The sequence below is a fragment of the Acinetobacter sp. HR7 genome (assembly GCF_000773685.1).
Taxonomy (GTDB): Bacteria; Pseudomonadota; Gammaproteobacteria; order Pseudomonadales; family Moraxellaceae; genus Acinetobacter; species Acinetobacter thermotolerans.
This window is the reverse complement of the sequence record NZ_JPQO01000090.1, coordinates 1-20,240: the sequence shown is the minus strand read 5'-3', so window position 1 is coordinate 20,240 and position 20,240 is coordinate 1. Positions and strand designations below refer to the sequence as shown.

Sequence of the window (20,240 nt, the reverse complement as noted above, 5' to 3'; positions counted from 1 at the left end):
TCTATCGTTAATTCGTTATCAGGAGAAGTCATCGGTAAATGCCAGATCAATGGTGACCTTATAGCGTTGCATTTCGATATTCAGGTCTTTGTCCTTCAGCACTAGGAAGTAATCCTTCTTACGGTCAAAATCAGTACCGGATAATGACAGTCTGACCTGTTTGACCCGATCGGCAACAGAGTCGGTACTGCTATCAAAAGTCAAGGTTTCTTCACTGGAAACTTTAAGATCCCCATCATAAATGGCAATGGATAAAGTCACTGGCATGACCAGCTCACTGACAGCTTCGGTTTGCATCAAATCAAACTTCTGGATGTTATTGACCATCTTCAGCGTGGATTTGGTAGAAATGACCTCAACTTTACGCTTGGTCCGCTGTCCAGCCTTTTCACCACGCAGCTGTTTTACTGTCAGTACAGGCACTACGATTTCCTGAGGCATGATTCCGCCATGTACGAAACGTGAGCCTCCCACAAAATGGAAACGGTTCGCCCCTTTTGGAATCCAGAAATCAGTCGCAGATAGTGTACCTGCCGTAGCTTGGGTTGAGCCTTTCCATGCTTCCTTGCTCTCTGGTAAACCATGCCCAATCACATAGCGTTTTTTGCTTTTCAATGCATTGGTCGGTTTTTCAGTCAAGCTTGAACGATCCGCAGATTCTAGTTTACTTTGCTGGAACAGGAAGCCATGGTCGGCTGTAATCAATAGGGTGGAAATATTAAAGTGCATTAAAATTTTGCGGCTTAGTTCAGTCAGCTCTTCAATGGCATGTTCCACCGCCATAAAGGTTTCTGATTCTGTCGAGGCACTGTCTCCACGAGCATCAATCACGTTGTGATAAACATAAATCAAATCATGATCTTTCAGTGCTTCACGGCCTTCATCACGCGACCAGCCTTTTACCGTTTCAGCGGTAACCGCCAATCCATTATAGGCAGCCAGAATTTTGGATCGTGCTGCAGTCCCTTTGCTGGATTGTCCATCCACCCATACATCATCACCTGCGGCCTCTTTGTACTCCAAAGTCTGATGCGGCAACAACGAGGCCATGCCGAGTGTGGTGTAACTTGGCACAACGCCCAGCTGTGAAGACAAAGTTGCTTCAGAATAACGTTTTTCATTAATTCGATCACGCAGCTCTACCGCAGCTTCATAGCGAAAAGCATCACTGATAATCACCACAATACGGCGTTTCGTTGCAGAATTCAGTAAGGGTCTGACATGGGTATCATAGAAGTTCTGCTGATTTGGGATATCTGCCATTTTCCAGACATTCAAGCGTTGTTCAGCTTCAATCCGCTCTCCCCAGTTTCGTGCCAGGTGATCAATAAACCAGTAGGCATAGCAATTTTCGACTTCTTCATCGAGTTTTTTCAGGATATCGACATGAGCTCGTTGTGAGGCGGCACTGTAGTGGCGATAGGCTATATCAAAGCGATACAACTCCTGCTCGTAGGCTTTATACAAGGCTTCGCTGGAGTCGAAATAGAACCCGGAATCAAACTGCTGTCGCAGGCTGAACAGGTCAATCGCTGCCTGCAACGCTGTATAGACGGTGCGATATTTACGGCGTGTCGCATCATCCTTATGTTTGGAAGCCCAATAGCCATCCAGACGGGTAGAAATAATCGTTCTGAAATGTTCCAGTTCAGCTTTGGTTGCTGCAGGGATCTGGCTGGCCAGATCAACAATGATCTTTTGTTCAATCACTTCAAAGGTCATGACATCGAGCAGCTGCTCCAGATCAAAAGCTCCGACCTTTTCTTGGATCCGCAGTGCATTGGCCACGCTCTGGGAAAGCGTATCAAAGGTTGGGTAGTATTTGGAACTGTCTCTCCAGCGCGACAAGAAGGCTCTAGCTGTTGCACGTGAACTGACAGATGACATCACCAGTTCTTGAGCCCATAGCGGTATATCGCCCAGGCTTTCACAGAAGCCCGTGGTCATTAAACGGATAAAGAACGTACCGAGCTTGAATGGTGCTTCCCCATTCAATTCTTCAACCGATGCTGGATAACCAATTTCCGCCTGTAATGCGGTGACCAAAGCCGGCACCAGTTGGAATTTTTCCAGTTCAGCAAAGGAGTCGGGATTCACTTCCAGAGCCAGGTTCTGCTGTACCATTTCATCTGCCAACGCCAGGACAATATGCATCAGCTCGGCACTGTCGGCCTTGACCACAGCTGCAATCATGGCCATATCCAGCTCCTGTGCATCTGCATCAGGCTGGATATAGCGTTTTAAGGTACTCAGACGGGCTTTGGCTTTAAGGAATTCTTCACGTTTGGCCAGATGTTCTCTTAGACTCTGCTGCTGTAAACCCAGCTCATTGAAAATAATCGAGAAACGATCGGCATAGAAGCTGCGTGAATACAGCTTGATGTCCAGTAACCAGTCTTTTTCAGTTTCAGGCTCAGGACTTGGAAAATACAGCAAGTATTTGCCCTGCTGATCCTCAAGTTCCAGTTTAAGCTTAATCGCAAGGCTGGATTCTTCTGCCATATTTAGAATCTGGACATCATTTAGCTCTAGGGCTTTGATTTCTTCAGTAAATGACTGTTCTGCATCATACCAAAAGACAATTCGATGCTGTTCAGTATAAAAGGCTTGTTCCAGGCCTTGTTGAAGTTGACTTAAGTTCATGCAACCACCTCTGCATGATCTAGTGTGGAAGAAAAGCTATTCATCACTTTTCCCCCGTCACAGCTTTCACTTCAGCCAACAAGTCCCCAAACTTGCCATAGTTCACTTTCACCCCATCATCTAGATCCAGTGATATACGCTGATCGGCATAATGGCGCAGTTTTTCTTCAAAGCTACTCAGTTCAGCCTGTTGCTTATGCAGATCCTGCAGTTTTTTCTCGATACGTTTGATTTCAGCCGCAGAGTCACTACTTTCTTTCGCTGTTTCCAGAGAATTAGCATAGGCAGCCATTTTGGAAATCAGCGGCATGACGTATTCAGTACGCATACGCGCCAAGGTACTTTCGTTATAGCGGTGCAAGTACACCAATGCCTGGAAAGCCCCCTGTTTACCACTACTGAATAGCCAGTAGATCGGACGCTTTTTATAGGTCTGCATATGGTCTTTATAGAATTTGCTGGCTAGGTAACGGCGAATCGTATCTTCAGCGGTTTCACTGGCTTTTTTATCCAAGCTCTCTGCCAGCCACTGCATATTGGCATCCAGCGTTTCTTTGCCCCAAACAGCAGTTAAGAACTCTTGGATACGGTGTGTAGCATCGTCTTCGAACCAGTGCATTTCGGTCAATGGAATAATACCGTCTGCATCGGCTGGGAATGTTTGATAACGGCTGGCATCAAAGTCTTGATTGCCTGCATGGGCATAGATCAGACCTGGTTCATCTAAGCTATAACGTCCCATCATGCAACCAATAGCATAAGACACTAAACGCTGGCTGTCTTTTTCACGGTCAGCACGAGTAAGGGTGATTTGTTCATCCGGTACATCTGGTGTGAGTTCGTCCTGTAAGCCATAAGCATCAATAAACAGCTTATTGTTTTCTTCTTCCAAACGTTTCATTTCAGCCACGGCGGCAGAATTTTGCTGTTGCCATGTAGCAAAGGCTTGTTCTAGATTTGGTTGCTGGGTACGAATAATTGGGTTTTGAGTAAAATCCCATGAGGTTTCGTAGGAATCCCAATCATATTTAGCAATAGCTACTAACTTCATTCCTTTTTCTGCATTACTCCCTTCTATAAAAGGTAATCTAGCTATATCTCCTGATTGAAAAGTCATTGTGGGATTTAGTAACGCTAGAAAATATTTAGTAATTTTAGAATTAAGAAAAAGTAAAGTTGGAAAAAGATCAGAATCTTTAGGGAATGCTACACCACTAGCACTTTCGTGAAAAAAACCAGTATTTAATAATCTAAAGGATGATTGTGCACTTGATATTCGACTCCATTCGATCCCCTTTTTAAATAAATAGTTACTATTCCTAATAGTCGATCTTCCAGTAGATTTAATCTCATTACCATTATCTCCCCAATTTACTACATACGAAATATTCCCATACCATCGCCTAAAATCACCACCTTTCAAAGAAGGTTTCCATAACGTACTAAAAGGATATGTTACTTCAGTCCATCTTCTTAAAAATCTTTCATTGTCTCCAATTGTAGATCCCTGTTTAGGTGATGCTAGACTTTCAATTGATTTAGAATTTACAAAAATCCCCCTTACCTTTTCACTTACCCAATAAGCAATTGGACTACCAGGTATTTTCTTAAAATCATCCTGAATAGTCGAATCAAAACGATTTAATCCTGCTTTCAATTCAACTTCTTTAGAATCTTGTGTTGTATCCACTAGTCTAAAAAATACAGGTTTAAATCCATTTAAGTATGTACCTTGCATCACAAATGCAGTCGCTTGTACAACTTCACCCGAAATTTCAGGAAATGCTCGTGCACCTAAATGAGCCATAGTTTGAATTGTACGATCTTGTAAAATCTTTTCACGCATCGCTTCATAAGACGACAAGAACATCCAACTTTGCATGGTGACCATGCTATTAAAGCCACTGTCCTTACACCAGTTAAAACCACGTTCAATAAACATGGCAAACAAATCTGACTTGCTGTCTGGGAATTGCTTTTTGGCAAAATCTTTAAGTGCTGTATTCATGCCCTTACCACCCATATAAGGCGGGTTGGCAATGACAGCATCATATTGTTTAGCCAGTAATTTAGCTTGTTGAACTAAAGGTAATAGCTCCTGTGCTGACTGCTGCGAAAAAATATCCCCTGACACTAATGCTGTATTCAGCTTGCTTTCTAACTCAGGCAGTTTCTTCGCAAATGCTTCAGGAATTTGAATTAAAGAACCAAAGGTCGAAGCATGTTCAAATAGGTCCAGCAGTTCTTTTAAATCCGCCTGCGCAATACCAGTGTTTGCCAAATCCTGACTCAATGCGTCTAAACGTTCAGGTTGGCTGTCTTGCAGTGCAATAATATTCAGCTTTGGTGGATTGCTAAATAAACGGCGGTCATCCTCACGTGCTTTCATCAGCAGTGCAAAACTGGCGAGCTGCGCCGCACGGGTATCAATATCAATGCCGTACAGGTTGTTTTCCAGAATCAACCGTGGAATATCACGGCTACGGTAACCACGTTCCAAGTAAATCGCTTTCAGGCAATCATAGGCTTCCACCAGAATATGCCCCGAACCACAAGCCGGATCGAGTACTGTAATGCTTTCAGGGTTTAAGGTATCGCCATCTTCACTGATACGAACATCAATCAGTTGTTTTAACTGGGCATTGACCTCATCCGTTTGTTCCGCTGGCTGAATATAGTATTCCCACTCACTGGCCAGAGCACTTTCTGGCTGAGCCATCATCCATAAACGACCAACACTGTTTTGCACCAAATACTTCACAATCCAGTTTGGGGTGAAGAGTTGCGTCGCTGCAGGAATGTCTTCACTCTTGACGACTTTACCAATCACCTGGTCTTTCTTTTCAGAAATATAGAACTGATACAGCCAACCAATAATCTGCACATCCGACCAGTCTTCTTCCGGAATGCTGCTGACCAAATCACGAATCAAGGAATCGGTTTTGGTCAGGTTATCCGGTAATAACAGTTCAGATTCATCAGACACCTGTTCGAACAGGAGTGGCATGACCTGATTCAACGCATGACACTGAGCCAGTAACAGCTCACGGTACAGTTCTTCGTCTTTATTGCCATCCAGCTTGAGTTCAGCCACACGGCTGGCATCTAAACCCGGTAGGTCAATATCCAGACATTCTTCCAGAATCTGTGGCAAGCCTGCACTACCATCGGCACTACTCAGTACACGGCGACCATGATCGAGTAAGCCTTTGCATTCCATGTAACGAATCGCACAGAGACGGTTAAACCAGCTATAAGCAATATAATCAATCGTCTGCTCAAAACTGCTGGTTTGAATGCGCTTGATCAGCTTGTCACGTGGTTTCATGACGGATAGAGGAAAAACCTGATCGCCAATCAGCAGCAAGTCGCCTTTCTGTTCAGCCGGTAAAATGCTGTCTGTGCTGATGCCATATTTGGCGGCCTGCTTGCGCATCGCTGCGATAAAATCGTTACGTGCTTGCGGTGCGTATTTTTTAATATTACTGGTATTCATGTTAAAACCTTTAATTAATGACTGATGCCGATATCCCTAACCCAAGTTAGCGAATACGCACACGCTTTTTGTCACCCACAATTTTTTTCAATTCAGCTTTGAGTGCGTCTACAAACTGATCTACTGACTCTTCTGTTTCCAGATAGACACTACTTGAGCTTTTGCTGTAAATGCTGGCGACATCGACTTCGACAACAGGTTTCGGTGGCACTACGGCTGTCACAGGCTGTACCGGACTCGCAGCAGGTGCTGATGTAGCTGGGCTGGAGGTGGTTGCAGTGTTGGTTACACTCTCTGCTTTGCTCTGAGCCAGTTGTGCCGCTTTGGCCTGACGCTGGATTTCCGCCTGAACTTCGCTTTCCAACTCATACAAGGCTTCATCAAAACGCTCGACGGCGGTTTGGGTTTGCAGCATATAGATGGTGGACAGGCTGCTTTCCACTTCAATATCCGCTTTGAGCAATTGCAGTGGGCGTAATAGCTTGTTACTCAATTCAGCGGTAGCGATACCACTGTTTTTAATCTCGGCTTCTAACTGCTTGATCTTGTCATCAATGTGTTCTATCGCTTGATTGCGCTTCTCAGTCAGCAATTGCTCATTGACGCTTTCCACTGTGCGAACCAAATCAGCCACTTTATTTAACAGGCCATAGGGTGATTCAGTGGTCGAAATACGATGTAATTCAGACAGAGCTTTTTTTGCCACCTCATCACTGCCCAGCGCCTGTTTGTTCTTCTCAAAATGACGTAAGGCCTGTTGCAGTTGCTGCCAGCTCGGCATCTGGTTAGTGAAGAACTCATGAATATCACGATAATCTTCTTCCAGATCAAGATAGTCGTCCTTGTTCTCAACCACGGCCTTAAAGAAATCGAAGCTGTCGCTATTAGCCAGCAAGCGCTCCAAAGTCAGAATCGACTTTTCAATCACTTTCTTGCCCGGGAACTGCCCGACATCAGTTTTGCTTTTGTACGACTTAAAGTTGGCTAACCAGTTGTTAAAATGTTGGGTATAGAATTCAAACAGCTCTTTCTCAGTCGCTGGCCCCATGGCCGAGAATAGGTCTTGGGTCAGTTGGCGTGCCTGTTTCAACACCTGATCATCAGTCTGGCGTTTTTTAATAATCGAAACATCACGGCGACGGCGGCTGTTTTGTAAAGGCTCAAAGGCCTCTTTCAGCTGCAAGCTGCCGCCATTTAACTGCAGTGAAATCCGCCCCATTGCCGCCAGCTGACCCACCAGCAGTAAAATCTCGGCATCCGGCCAGCCATAAGGACGTTTGGCAAAACGATCTATCACATCTGAGACTAGAATACGCTCTGTACCAGTGGCCCGTAGTGCAATGTACTGCTCCACTTCCTGTAGGGCTTTCGGATTGCTCTGTCCGCCATCCAGAGACAATCCGAGCTGCGCCATATCATCCACAGTCAAGACGGCGTTCAGTTCACGCCAGGCATCCTGCTGATAGACTTGCAGATAGCTCAGTTTGGTATAAGTGTTTTCCAGCAAATAACGACAAGCCTCATCCAGCTTGGTGGTTGGACTTGAAGATGAAAGTTGTAAATGTTGACCCAAGGCATAACTTTCCGCGTCCAGCAACATTTCTTCGACCCGGGCACGCAGGCGTTTTTTACGCTCCTGGTTCTCACGGCCACGGTCTGCCAGGATACGGCTGATATCGGACTGAGTGCCATCATCATTTAACCGAATAAATTTATTGGTTTTCAGCCAGGTGCGCAGTTCATTAAAGAACTGTTTATCGTCTGCCAGTTTAAACAGTACCTGCCCTTCGGCCTCGGCGCTCTTACCAATACAGAAAGCTTCTGTGTAGAGGTTATATTCCGTATCCAGTGGAGAAATGATTTCAACTTTCAAATCGCTCTCATACTTGCCATCCAGGCTATGACCATCTAGGAAACGACCAATCTGATAGTCCATCTTGTTGGCTTGATGGCGGTATTTGTTCTGATCGCGCAGTAAATCTTTAAAGATCAGATTGGCTAACTCTTTATTTTCTTCTGAAGCTGCTAAGTCAGTGGCTTTGATTTTTCGGGTAATATCCCGCTCTTCATTGGTCAGGAACAGGAACTCATCGCCATTCCTCGTAATCAGGCTCTCTTTTTCCAGACGCTGCAGGCTTTCTTCAATACGCTTGCGTAATGCCAGCTTATCTTCATCAATTTTCTCAATCGACAAAGTCACCAGGTTATCCAATGTGCCTTTGATGATATCGACATAGCGGATCATGAACAGGGTACGCAGCATCTGCACATCAAAACCATCCAGGGTCTTATTCTGCCCTGCCTGGTCGATGGTACGCTTCACTGCTGTATCCAGGAAACCTTCTACTGAAGTATAGAAGCGGTGGAAAGGAACCAGGGCACCGACTTCATCTGTGGCAATCGCATTCGCGGCCATCTGGAACGCATCCAGCATAGATCGCTCACCATAGGCCAAGTGTGCACCAGTCGCACCGACTTTACGGATTTCTTCAAAAACTTTTTGCACCAGCTGGAAATGGTACGGCGCAAAAGGATAGTTATGGATAAAGCTGTCTGGACCCTCATAGTTCTTGAGTGTTGGGCCTGAACGGTCAAAGGTGATCTGGTTTTTTAAGATATCGCCCTTTTGCTCAAACACTGATCTGAGCAGTGCTTCAGCTTCCGGGGTTTTACGTAATAAACGTTTCTGGATGACTTCATCGGTATTGGAACTGGACAGTGATAACCGGGTTTTAAAACGTCCAGCAATCTTGGAGAAGTCATTGGCTTTTGAAGAAGACATCTCACCTAAAACAGCATCGATGTCTGCCTGCGAGGTGACGATAATCCAAGCGCGGCCTTTACAGATCGTACCCAAGTTTTCAGTAATGGTTTGCAGTGTCAGCATCAAGCGGGTATCGCTGCCAATAAACTGCCCCACTTCATCGACCAAGAACAACATGCGTTGCTGGGGTCCTTTGCTGTCCAGGTATTCTTTCACCCACTGACAGAAGTTTTCGACCGAAACACTAAAGGTCTGCTCAGAATCCTCAAACCACTTGTGTGCAGCTTCTGCTGATAGGTTGAGTGCCTGAGAAATCGCAGTTTCGACATCATCCTGATAGAACTGATATCCGTCACGTTCTTCTAGCCAAGACATGCCGCTGGATTCTTCAAAAGCCTGTTTAAAGCGTTCATAGACACCTTTCTGGCTCAGGTGACGTTCCATATGGGCAATATGTGGATGGTCAGCACTAAAACCCTGATACTCGTTAAACACACGTAAAAACACATTCAGGATCGGATTGCCATCGTCATTGGAACTGGCTTTACTGTCGATGTTAAACAGGATGACATCGGCATGATGGCTAACGGCCTTGCCAATATCGGCACGGATAAATGCATCGCGGATTTTAGTTTCATCAAAGAATTCTGCAGCACTGCGTTCGTTACCTTCCGCATCGCGTACCACTTTATTGGCCAGAATATACGACAAGGTTTTCAGGAAATGTGATTTACCTGAACCAAAGAATCCCGAAATCCACACACCGACTCGGTTGGCAATCGAAGGATCGCTTAGGTCTGTGCCATAAGACTGGAAAAAGTCCCGAAAATGCTTTTCCAGTTCATTGGTGACCACATACTCATCGAGTTCCTGATAAACCGTGGTATTGTCATTCTGGTCTGCTTTTACGACCCCGTTAATCGCACGATCTAATGGCTTGTAAAAAAGTTCTTTAATGTTCATCTCAATCCATTCCCCCGAATTCTTATTTCTATTTGCCGTGTTTAAGGCACTAATCTGAATGCTCTGTAGTAATTATTGCTTGGAATTTTTCCAAATAAACTCATCGCTTGACCGTCGTAATAGCCTGGGTAAAACAGCACCACTGGCTTATGCCCCAGTAACGAATGCAAACTGTTCAACAAGTGATGGGCACGTAACAGTGGCCAAACCGACCCAACCCCAGTCATCAACACAATATCTTGCGCATTGGTGGCATATTTACTCACCAGATACGGCGCGAACTTATCCATATGCAGTGGGCCCTTTAAGGCTTTGAGCAGCGCTTCATCGCCTTTGGCTTTTTGCATTTGAATGGCTTTATCGATGAAGTTACGCTCAGCCAGATAATCCACAACGGCTTGCAGCAGGTTGATATTCACCACCTTCAGCTGACTGTGTTTTTTCTCCAGCATCCCGTCTAGAAAATGCAGATATTCGCGCACTTTCAACTCATCTTCAGGTGCATAATCAAAAATCCAGAAGCCAATTTCATTGCCCAGTCCTTGCCCGGTGAGAAACTCGGTGGAAAGAATTCGCTCTGGAATCTGGTTCAGACGCTCATGTATTGTTTGACTCATTGCTGCCCCTCTACAACTACCGCGTCCATAGCGACACTTCCATAGATCTTTTAATGCGTTGTTTATAATGTTCTTCCAACAGGCTACGCAGCTCTGCTCTGACGATCACGCGCTGTAACTCCAGCTTACGGGTACTTTTTAAGTAACCGGCTTCTGCCAGCATGCGAAACACCACCTGCCCCATTTTTTTCTTGCTGGACTCTTTCCATTCGCAGATATCCGGATCGCGTTGTGAGCGCTCATCCAGAAAGTCTAACCAGATATAACTGTCCAAGTATTGCGCCTGGGAGATATAGGCATCCCTCATCACCGTTTCCATAAACTCAAGCAGCAACAGGTTGCGTTCCAATGCGCCACAAAAAGCCACCTGGGTCGCCAGCTCATCATCGCCATCACGTAGTGCTTTCCAGAAATCAGGCTCCAAGCGCTCCAGACGCTTACGAATAGCGGTGGCATTGCGTTGAGCTGAAGCAGGCGTTCTTTTTTGCAGAATATTGTCCACCTGAATCGCCTGATGCCATTGTTCTGGAGTCGCCTCTCGTAATAACAGATCCGCGATCAGCCGGCTTTCACGTACCATCAGTGAGCCACCAACTAGGTCACTGTCATAATGAAATTGTTCTAACATAGCCAATCTCCTATGAAGCTTGATCAAACAGGTAAGATGACAGCTTTTCGATATCTGAGCGTTGTAGTACCAAGGGATATTTCAAGGCATCATCCGCCTCAGCCAGCGTGATCGCGGCCTGATATCGCTGCAAAGTATAGTGAGCCAGGGCTTTTTTCACCGGAATCTGTAATCTGCCATCAGGCATGCCGAAGTCTTTTTCGACCAGCGCTTTTTGAGCTGCATTCAGTTTTGGATTCGGGATCAGCGTCAGTACAATTTCTTCATGCCATTGCTGATCCTGAGCAGGGTCTACTGACTCAATCGCCATCACAACAGGTGTGCGATCAATTCTGGAGAGTAAAAAGTCCTTAAACTGCTTGCTCTGATGGCAATAGGCACGGACATGCCAGCGAAAACCGGTATACACCAGGGTGTGTGGGGAAATGATGCGTTCATGCCACTGCGGATTCTGCATCGAGGCATAAATCATTTTTAAAGTACTTTGGTTGCGGCAGGCACGCAAAACTTCCCGAATCACTTCAGGACGTACACTGCGATCAGGTAATTGAACTGCTGCAAGATTCGGTTCTGGTGTCGCAATCAGGGTATGCGATTCACTAACCAAACCTGACAGCATATTAAGATATTCATTGATGTGCGCTGTAGTCAGTACAGGCTGGAAGCTGGCCTTAGGCACATAACCCTTGACGGAGGGGTCATGAATCAAGGCATCTGGGTTATACAGCGTATTGTAACGCTTGATATCCGCAGAAGCCTGCTGTCGACTCAGTCCAAACCAGCTCATTAAACGATTGGTAACCAAACGACCTTCCCAGTAAGCAAGCAGCTCGATCGCTCGCATTCGTAGCAGGACTTCATGCTTATCTGTCGTCATATACCAATCAGTCAATAAATAGCAGCTTTAAGATTACCCTACAGCAAATATACAGTAAACATTTTTGACGGTATTTAAAGGTAGTATTGCAATCACCAGATAAAAAATATACTAATATCGTGATGATAGCTGTCAAAGTAAGATCTCTAGCAGATCATGGATCCTGGTGTAGAGCGTAAATTGAGCTAAATTTTAGAATGAGAGCAATATGGGTTTTAGATTTCGTAAAAGTATTAAATTATTCCCGGGTTTTAAAATTAATCTGACCCATAAAGGCATCAGCAGTGCCAGCATTGGCAAACCTGGTGCTTCTCTAAATATTGGGAAAAAAGGTACGCGAACCAGTGTCGGTATTCCAGGTACGGGACTATCTTACTCTAAACACCAGCCTTACTCTAAAAAAACCCGTGTTCCACAACCGACATCGCTAGAACACACGGAATATAATCCTCAGAATTTAGAACAACCGAAGACAAAGATCTGGCCTTGGATTATTTTTGGAATATTGTGTTTTATGGTGGGTGCCGTCATTTTTTAGCAAGAACAGCATTGTATTTTAATCAAAAAAAATGCCCACACGGATGAATGGGCAAACTAAGGAATTAATATCCTTCAGAAACTCCAGCGCAATTCTCGCTACTTTCAGTAAGCGACTCTGGCTCAATCATGAGGGTCTGACTCAATCGAATCGAGGTAAATCGATCCATCACAATTAGAGCAGAAATTATGCTTGAATACATTCTTGGATGATGCTGAAAAGTCTTTGAGTTTTAATCAATAAATAAGAGTATTCATGTCTACCCTCAACTTTACTTATTTTCAGATAGCAACCAATCGAGAGCACTCATTTTTACAATACCATTATAATTTGCTTCAGCCCCTATCGTGTCTAAGGTAAGTAAATACTTGGGATACGAATCAGAAATTTTCTGTAATGGACGTAACTCTCGGCTGAGTGTCTCCTCATTGAGCGTTTCTAATGCCACTTGATAATAAGTTAAATTCTGTAAAGTATCGACAGCAACAAAATCAATTTCATATTCATCAACCCGCCCTACATAGACCGTATAACCTCGTCTGATAAGCTCAAGATAAATTACATTTTCTAAGATATGACCTTGATCAGCATTAGCATCAGGCAACATAATCCGGCGCAATCCGACATCAACTAAATAGTATTTTTCAGAGGATTGTAATAACTCACGCCCGCGTACTTTAAATTGTGCAGCACTATAAAATAACAAACTGTCCTGTAAGCCCTGAATATAGCGTTTTACTGTTTCAAATGAAATTTTAACCCCACTTGAAACAAAGGTATTTTTAATTTTATTGATGGAAATAGGTGAGCCTGTCACGCTTGCCAAATATCTTGCGACACGCTCGAGAGAGTTAATATCGGCAGTATTCAAACGGGGAATAACATCTTTAAACATTACACTGGCATAGACCGCTTGCAAGTAATCATAAGTTTCTTGCTGGCTAGTCATGGCAAGCGTATAAGGGAAACTACTGCGCGTATACATGGCATACAAATCACGATTGGATAATTGTTGGATGATCGGATTATTTTCAATATGCCACTGTTTAAACTCTTGGAATGAAAGGGGTAAAACATGTTGCTCTATATAGCGTCCTGTGAGTAAAGTCGCAAGTTCTCCACTCAGAAAGAATGCATTTGAGCCTGTAATATATAAATCGATATAATCTCGAACATATAAAGAGTCGACTACTTTTTCAAAATTAGTAACATGTTGTATTTCATCTAAAAAAACATAGTTTTTTTTGCTTTTATCAACTTTAGACAGTACATAATCATGTAGTTTACGGTAATCTGTGAGTTCTTCAAATTCCATAAATTCGAAATTGATAGCAATGATGTTTTCGGCTTGTACACCCTGTGCTTTTAGGTCTTGTTGAAACATCGCTAACAAGGTGGATTTTCCAGAGCGACGTACACCCGAAAGCACTTTAATGACATCACGGTTTTGCCATGTATTCAGAAATTTTAAGTAGCCATCACGTCGAATATTAGCGCTTCGCATTGTTTACATTTGAAATCTAAAGTTTTAATTAATTCTATCAAAGTTTAGAACCTAGATGTAAAAATATTCAATTTTAAAAAAAGTTTAAAGTTTAAGTGAAACATTCAAAGCTACTGTTGAAGCATGCAAACAGTAGATCTGATCAAAATCCAAATTCTGTCTTTTTAATTATTTTCCATGTCATGTTATGTCATTGATGCTGCGACTTAACTGCTATATAAATTAAGTGAAAAGTAAAAGGAATTAATATGTTAACTAGAGTGGAACTCATTTTTGTTGTGCTGATGGTCTCAGCCTTAATCCTAATTGCTTATGAAATGCTAAAAGGTTTATTTTAGAGCATCCATACAATTTTTGATCAAAAAAAAGCCCACAGAGGGAATCTATGGGCGAAACTAAGGACCTTGACGGTCATTCAGAAACTACAGCTAGTTTCTGGTTGTGATTCTGGACTGAATTAAAAATAACCACATTGGCTGAATGTATCAAAAGTTAAATCATGTGATTAATCATTGATACATCTGCAAAAATGAGCTCATCGCTCTGCTGCTCAATACAGTAATTCACCAAACAAATCCGCTCTAATCTCTTCCAGGCTCAGATCTGATTTCATCCTATTACAGATGGGATGAACCAGTAGGCCATTCTCTAGAACTCCTTGCCCACCTACGGCTTTGGCAATCCTATGATCCGATTCAGTAGAATCAAGATAGATCAATCCATCACAAATGAGGCAAAAGTTATGATTACCCACCACAAAATTGTGCTTCAGCAGACTCTTGGTTAATGCCGAAAAGGCCTTTGGCTTTGGCCGAGAAATTGGACTAATCGACTCCACATATCCCACCACATGCTTGACGACTGCATCATCATAACCACCCAAAAATCTTTCGACATAAAACTCGTTAAAGTTTATGTACTTGAAGGCCTTAGACATGGACAGAATAAAGGTATTCAGGCATTCCTCATCATCAAAATCAACCTCCATTTCCAAGCTTAAGCAAATAAAGGCTTTATAGACAATTTGTAGCCGATCATAGCCCTTGATACCACTGCCGAACTTGCCGACCGTTTCGGTGGTCGCCACGGGGAAATTGGCGATCAAGAACTCAATACTACGGTGTACCCGGGTGAAGTCATTGAAACTAATCTTTCGATGATGAATCTGCATGCGGCTTTCATGAATTTCATACACAATTGAAAACCATGCAAGAAAAGAAGTAATCTGAAAACGCTGATCCTTATAAAAATATAAGTATGGATGTAAGCCCAAACTCGGAACCCCAGCATTTTTTACAGGCGTCGCTATTCTGCAAAGAATGGTCCTCATGGGACAATGCTGTTGCAGAATCCTTTTTTAGTAGCTTAAAGAAGGAAAGAATTAAAAAGAGGATCTATAAAACACGAGAAATGGCCCGTGCAGATGTATTTGATTATATCGAGATGTTTTACAATCGGATCAGGCGTCATTCGCATCTCGATGGGATGAGTCCATAAGTCTTTGAAGCAGCTTCAAAATGAGGCTGTCTCGTGTCCAGGATACTGAGAGCAGTCCAGAATTCATTCTCCTTATCTACCCTAGTTGTTTTCTAAACTGTATTTTACAAAAGCATACTGCCATTATTTTATTTTGCTTTATATAGGGGTAGATTAAATATAAGCTGATGATAACCTTAGAAGATTTTTTCAGGATCTGAGCGATGGCGGCTGCAACTAATCTATTGGCCTATTTAGCGGAACAGTTTATTACTACTTGTGCCCTTCCAGTCCATTAATCGCAGTTGCATTTCATTTAAAAATCTACAAAGTGTAGCAATTTGCTACACTTTCTCATTTTTCTGAACCAGCTCTTTCAGGAAATTTTCAAGCCGCACTAAGCTTGCTTCATCAATTTGTGAAATATTCAGTGAGACTCTTAACTGTTTATCACTAAGCTTTATATTCCCGGCAACCTTACCAGCATATTCGATTTTTCTAACAACTGACGTGGTTGTAAGCTTATCCGGATCCTGATTCAATAATTTTTCTGCATATGCAGCTGCTTTGGTCTGTTCAAGCTTGTTATCTTTGACTTTTTTCCAAGCTTTGAGCAATACTGTCTCAGCTTCAGAAAGCTGCTGAAGATGGTCTGATAGGAATTTTTTAAAAGCAGTTGCAGCAGTACGGCCTAGTAAGTTCGGCTCTATTTCTAGATCTTTTAAAATTTCTTGTGGCAGTTTTTCATAAGCCAGGTATTTATACATATCCTCACGATTTAAGCCGAGTGATTTTGCCAAACGCTGTTTATTCTTTTTGAGCTTGTCATCTAACGCATTCAAACCGACAAAAATTTCATAATCTGTCAGATCCTGACGTTTTAAGTTTTCTGCCAGAGTCAGTAGAGAAGCTTCCTCATCACTGGCATCAATGATGATAGCTTCAATTACCGATTTACCTAGCTGCTGATGGGCACGCAAACGACGTTCACCAGCGATCAGTTCATATTTCAGGTTATCAAGCTTACGGACTGTAATTGGCTGCAAAAGACCAACTTCTTCAATCGAGTTTGCCAGTTCTTTGAGTTCAAGTTCATCAAAGGTTTTTCGAGGCTGGTTTGGGCTTCGACTGATATCTTCAATTGGGACATTACGTCGAAATTCCTTCAGCTCTTTAATATTATCTTTTTGTGCTTGCTGGTGCTTCTGCGTATTCTGTTTCAATTTCTGAGCTAAAAGCTCTTTCGTGCTCGCCATAATATTCTCAGATTTTAAACTTTAGCCACAATTTCAGATGCTAGGTTTTCAAAGGCCTTGCGTACTTTTGAATTTTTTTCTAATTTCAAAAGTGGTTGTTGCAAAATTGCTGCCTGATTAACTTTGGTGCTTTGGGGAATAGTGGTTTCCAGGATCTGCCCTACCTGTTTCAATGCCTCATCCCGAATCAGCTTACATACATTTTGTCGTTCATCATGTTTAATCAGTAAAGCACCTAATAATTCCAAGTTCGGATTAATACGCCTGATCTTTTCAAGATGATTCAGAAGGTCAGTTACCCCATAGAGTCCATATTGAGACCCAGACTCGATTGGAATGATCACATGAGTTGAGGATGCCAAAGCATTACTGGTTAACAATTTTAAGCTAGGTGGACAATCAATAAGTATAAAATCGTAAAAATCTTTTAATAATTCCAGTTTGATGGCAAGTTCTTCAGAAGGACGTGGAGCTTCTTCTTTAAGCTGATCCTCTGTTTTTCCTAGATTCAATGATCCATAAATTAATGATACATTTTCAAAATTGGTTTCTTCTTGTAAAGCATCTGCCAGTAAGGAAATATCACCCACTAGTAGCTCTGCCGTTGTAACAGCAACTTCACTTGGATGTTTCGAGCCTAGATGTAGACTTGCATTTGCTTGTGGATCTAAATCAATAACTAAAACTTTATTGCCCAGATTTGCGAGTTCTGATGCCAAGTGAACAACTGTTGTTGTTTTTCCACACCCGCCTTTGTGATTGGCAACAGCAATAATTTTTGCAGACATACGTGTCAGATGCTTCCGTATTTGATTGTTAGTTAATATAAATAACTTTCACTAAACTTACTATAGTTTTTAAATTTATAAAATCCTGTTTGTTCAGATGTAAAACAAATTAAAAAATAAATTTTTAACTCAGCTAGCTAATTAATAATTAGTATAATTAAATATTTAGCTAATTAATAATTAGAGACGATTTTTCCTTTTTTAAAACAATAGTTTATGTTTTTTAAGGTGGAAGGTTTGTCATTGAAAAGTGGAAAGCTTGTCACTTAAAGGTGGAAGGTTTGTCATCGAAAAGTGTAGTAACTGTCACTTAAAAGTGGAAGGTTTGTCATTGAAAAGTGGAAAGCTTGTCACTGTGGTGGAAGGTTTGTCACGAATATTAAAAATAAAACGTTTTTTTTGAAAAATAAATAATAAAAACAATATTTTAATATGTGGGTAAAGTTTTAATTTTTCGCTTCTTTGGTGGAAGGATGGTCATCGATATAGTTTTGGTTGTGGATAACTTTAATTTATTCAAAAATTATTGATGATTATATACTCTTTCTTATCTCATACCGATTTTTAAAAGGTGGAAGCCTTGTCACATCAGTGTTTCAATTCTGAACAAATGTCGGTAAAGAGAGTGCATACAAGGTGAAAAGATCACTCATCACCCTATATATTCGCCAAAAAAAGTGGAAGGTCTGTCATTCATAGGTGGAAAAAAAATAATAAATTCCACTTTAAGGATTGGAATGATAAGAGAATGCCCTTTTTTGATGACAAACCTTCCACTTTTGCATTGTTTTGGTGAAAGCCTTGAAAGACTTTCCACTTTTGTATATAAAAACATAGGCAAATTATAAAATATTACGGTTATGACAGAAGCTTATCCATTGCAAGAAGAATCTAATTATATTCCTTATTGTATAGGCAACATTCGCCATAATGGGGTAGTGAGTACCAGTAACCGCTTGATTCGTCCGATTGAATTATCGGCTAATGAATATAAAGCCTTGCTGTACGCAATGGCGGTAGCGAATTATGGTGAAAAGAACAGTGCAGACCGTGAGATTACTGAACAGACTTATATTTATCTGTATAAAGATGATTTAGCTGATTTGTTAGGCTTAAGTAAGCGTAATTCAATTAACGTGGCAATAGACCGTATTTATAAAGAACTTTCGTCAAGGGTTGCACACTTTATTATTGAAGAACCGGCTGACGATGGTAAGAAAAAGACTAAAAAAGTACATTCGGTTGTTCCTATCATCCGTGAGTTGAGATGGGAAGATGATTCTAAAAATGCGATTCAGATTCGTTTTACCAGTGAAGTCCTTCCTTACTTTACCCAACTCGCAGGAGGAAATTTTACCACGTATCAGCTCAAACACTTGTTTGCACTAGATTCTGTTGCAAGCATGAGTTTATATACTTATTTCATCAAAAATGAGTTTAAGTACACGAATCAAAAAAGCTATGAAATACCTTTACTTTTAGAAAACCTGAAGGCCTTGATTGATATTAATGAAACCAAGTATGACCGTTGGGTAGACTTTCGACGTTACGTTTTAGATAAGATTGTGGCCGAAATTAATGAAAATACAGATCTGCAGCTGGAATATGAAACTATTAAAAAAGGTCGCCCAATTATTGGGGTGAATTTTAAATTGCAACGTCGTCTTACTGAAAAAAGCCATGCTGATCTTGCAATAGTTGAAAAGATCTACTTGGATGTACCCTTTGAGGATAATGCTTTTGTAAAAGAACTAGGAGCAAAATTCGATACGAATGTGCGTTCCTGGTATATCTCTACGGATGATGAAAATTATGCCCAGTTCAAGAAATGGTTTAAGAAAGCTGGATGTCTGACTGATTCTCAAGCAAATATTGTCGTCAATGATACATTGTTCCAGATGGATTTTGCCGAGATTGGTATGAGTCTGAATGATTTTAAACGTAATATGAAGCAAAAGCTTAAAAATAATTCTGAATTCGTTCAGAGTATTCGTGAACGATTGAATGAGATTTTTGGTAAAGAAGTAATTTAGTAAAAAGTGTAGCAAGTTGCTACACTTTTTTATTTTTGTCGGATAATTTGGAACATCTGTCCTCAAAACACTTGTAAACCCTGCAGAATGAATCGGGGTATTTCAAAGTCAAGTTGTTGCAACTCAGGCTTTTTAGCATTGTTATGGGATGCTCAAGAGGCGATAAGAAAAGTAAAGCTGCTAACACATACTCGTTCCTGGTAAACGTATCTTGTTTGGCTACTGTGGATCATTTCTTTAAATAACATTTGGACCCCGGTCTTGATAGAACCCATCCAGGACTGATCATAGCAATCGAAGTGTTTCGCTTAAAAATCGGCTTTTAAAACGATGCGGTATCGGGTTTTTCCAGATTTTAAATGCGCAATAGCTTGGTTGACTTGTGACATTGGAAATACTTCAACCTGAGGTCGAATTTGAAACCGCTCTGCAAATGCTAATAGCTGTTTTAAAGTAGCTGGTGTTCCCGTATCTGAACCTGTCAGCTGTATGGAGCGAGCCATGAGTATACCAGGATCAATTTGTGCAGGTGTCAGGACTGCACCGACAAAATGGAAGGCACCGCGAGGTGATAATAATTTCAAGTATTCATTCCATTGCAAGCCAACATTGACCGTACTCAAAATTAAATCAAACGTAAGCGTCCGCTGAACCCCA

12 protein-coding genes and 2 pseudogenes are annotated in these 20,240 nt (G+C 41.9%); 3 read left to right on the top strand and 11 right to left on the bottom strand.

The window, feature by feature from the left end; translation table 11 throughout:
• Positions 1–18: 18 nt before the first annotated feature.
• Genes pglZ through GW12_RS05225 form a run of 6 tightly spaced genes read right to left on the bottom strand, consistent with a single transcriptional unit; the run spans position 19 to position 11,988 of the window.
• A complete protein-coding gene (gene pglZ / locus GW12_RS05250; RefSeq protein WP_034584427.1) occupies positions 19–2,643 on the bottom strand; it encodes a BREX-1 system phosphatase PglZ type A in 2,625 nt (874 codons plus the stop codon).
• Between the two features lie 43 nt (positions 2,644–2,686).
• A complete protein-coding gene (pglX, locus tag GW12_RS05245; protein ID WP_034584424.1) occupies positions 2,687–6,139 on the bottom strand; it encodes a BREX-1 system adenine-specific DNA-methyltransferase PglX in 3,453 nt (1,150 codons plus the stop codon).
• Positions 6,140–6,185: 46 nt separating this feature from the next.
• Positions 6,186–9,866, bottom strand: a complete 3,681-nt coding sequence (brxC, locus tag GW12_RS05240) for a BREX system P-loop protein BrxC (RefSeq protein WP_034584422.1) — start codon at positions 9,864–9,866, stop codon at positions 6,186–6,188.
• A gap of 41 nt (positions 9,867–9,907) precedes the next feature.
• A complete protein-coding gene (locus GW12_RS05235; protein WP_002010699.1) occupies positions 9,908–10,483 on the bottom strand; it encodes a DUF1788 domain-containing protein in 576 nt (191 codons plus the stop codon).
• 16 nt (positions 10,484–10,499) lie between these two features.
• A complete protein-coding gene (locus GW12_RS05230) occupies positions 10,500–11,111 on the bottom strand; it encodes a DUF1819 family protein (protein WP_034584419.1) in 612 nt (203 codons plus the stop codon).
• A gap of 10 nt (positions 11,112–11,121) precedes the next feature.
• Positions 11,122–11,988, bottom strand: a complete 867-nt coding sequence (locus GW12_RS05225; RefSeq protein ID WP_034584417.1) for a WYL domain-containing protein — start codon at positions 11,986–11,988, stop codon at positions 11,122–11,124.
• Positions 11,989–12,196: 208 nt separating this feature from the next.
• On the opposite strand from GW12_RS05225, the gene GW12_RS05220 reads away from it, so the two are divergent.
• Entirely contained in the window at positions 12,197–12,526 is a 330-nt protein-coding gene (locus GW12_RS05220; protein ID WP_000506885.1) for a DUF4236 domain-containing protein, read from the top strand.
• 271 nt (positions 12,527–12,797) lie between these two features.
• Here GW12_RS05220 and GW12_RS05215 read toward each other — a convergent pair whose 3' ends face one another.
• On the bottom strand, positions 12,798–14,030 hold the full coding sequence (locus tag GW12_RS05215) for an ATP-binding protein (RefSeq protein WP_034171728.1): 1,233 nt from the start codon (positions 14,028–14,030) through the stop codon (positions 12,798–12,800).
• Between the two features lie 550 nt (positions 14,031–14,580).
• A pseudogene (locus tag GW12_RS05210) lies at positions 14,581–15,354 on the bottom strand (HNH endonuclease signature motif containing protein); the annotation flags it as partial.
• A gap of 5 nt (positions 15,355–15,359) precedes the next feature.
• Here GW12_RS05210 and GW12_RS15355 point away from each other — a divergent pair.
• Positions 15,360–15,527, top strand: a pseudogene (locus tag GW12_RS15355) (IS3 family transposase); the annotation flags it as partial.
• 323 nt (positions 15,528–15,850) lie between these two features.
• On the opposite strand, the gene GW12_RS05205 reads toward GW12_RS15355, so the two are convergent.
• Positions 15,851–16,762: a ParB/RepB/Spo0J family partition protein gene (locus GW12_RS05205; RefSeq protein ID WP_034584411.1), complete on the bottom strand. Its 912-nt coding sequence runs from the start codon at positions 16,760–16,762 to the stop codon at positions 15,851–15,853.
• A gap of 14 nt (positions 16,763–16,776) precedes the next feature.
• The gene (locus GW12_RS05200; protein WP_034584409.1) at positions 16,777–17,550 is read right to left on the bottom strand and encodes a ParA family protein; all 774 of its coding nucleotides are present in this window, start codon (positions 17,548–17,550) and stop codon (positions 16,777–16,779) included.
• An 860-nt stretch (positions 17,551–18,410) separates the two neighbouring features.
• Here GW12_RS05200 and GW12_RS05195 point away from each other — a divergent pair.
• Complete coding sequence (locus tag GW12_RS05195) at positions 18,411–19,583, top strand: replication initiation protein (protein ID WP_034584407.1); 1,173 nt, start codon at positions 18,411–18,413, stop codon at positions 19,581–19,583.
• Between the two features lie 308 nt (positions 19,584–19,891).
• On the opposite strand, the gene GW12_RS05190 is transcribed toward GW12_RS05195, so the two are convergent.
• The coding region (locus tag GW12_RS05190) for a zinc-binding dehydrogenase (protein ID WP_034584405.1) at positions 19,892–20,240 on the bottom strand (349 nt) is incomplete at its 5' end.

Excerpts from the sequence above, each read along its gene's own strand:
- pglZ (WP_034584427.1), bottom strand. The coding sequence starts at position 2,643 with ATGAACTTAAGTCAACTTCAACAAGGCCTGGAACAAGCCTTTTATACT.
- pglX (WP_034584424.1), bottom strand. The coding sequence starts at position 6,139 with ATGAATACCAGTAATATTAAAAAATACGCACCGCAAGCACGTAACGAT.
- brxC (WP_034584422.1), bottom strand. The coding sequence starts at position 9,866 with ATGAACATTAAAGAACTTTTTTACAAGCCATTAGATCGTGCGATTAAC.
- GW12_RS05235 (WP_002010699.1), bottom strand. The coding sequence starts at position 10,483 with ATGAGTCAAACAATACATGAGCGTCTGAACCAGATTCCAGAGCGAATT.
- GW12_RS05230 (WP_034584419.1), bottom strand. The coding sequence starts at position 11,111 with ATGTTAGAACAATTTCATTATGACAGTGACCTAGTTGGTGGCTCACTG.
- GW12_RS05225 (WP_034584417.1), bottom strand. The coding sequence starts at position 11,988 with ATGACGACAGATAAGCATGAAGTCCTGCTACGAATGCGAGCGATCGAG.
- GW12_RS05220 (WP_000506885.1), top strand. The coding sequence starts at position 12,197 with ATGGGTTTTAGATTTCGTAAAAGTATTAAATTATTCCCGGGTTTTAAA.
- GW12_RS05215 (WP_034171728.1), bottom strand. The coding sequence starts at position 14,030 with ATGCGAAGCGCTAATATTCGACGTGATGGCTACTTAAAATTTCTGAAT.
- GW12_RS05205 (WP_034584411.1), bottom strand. The coding sequence starts at position 16,762 with ATGGCGAGCACGAAAGAGCTTTTAGCTCAGAAATTGAAACAGAATACG.
- GW12_RS05200 (WP_034584409.1), bottom strand. The coding sequence starts at position 17,550 with ATGTCTGCAAAAATTATTGCTGTTGCCAATCACAAAGGCGGGTGTGGA.
- GW12_RS05195 (WP_034584407.1), top strand. The coding sequence starts at position 18,411 with ATGACAGAAGCTTATCCATTGCAAGAAGAATCTAATTATATTCCTTAT.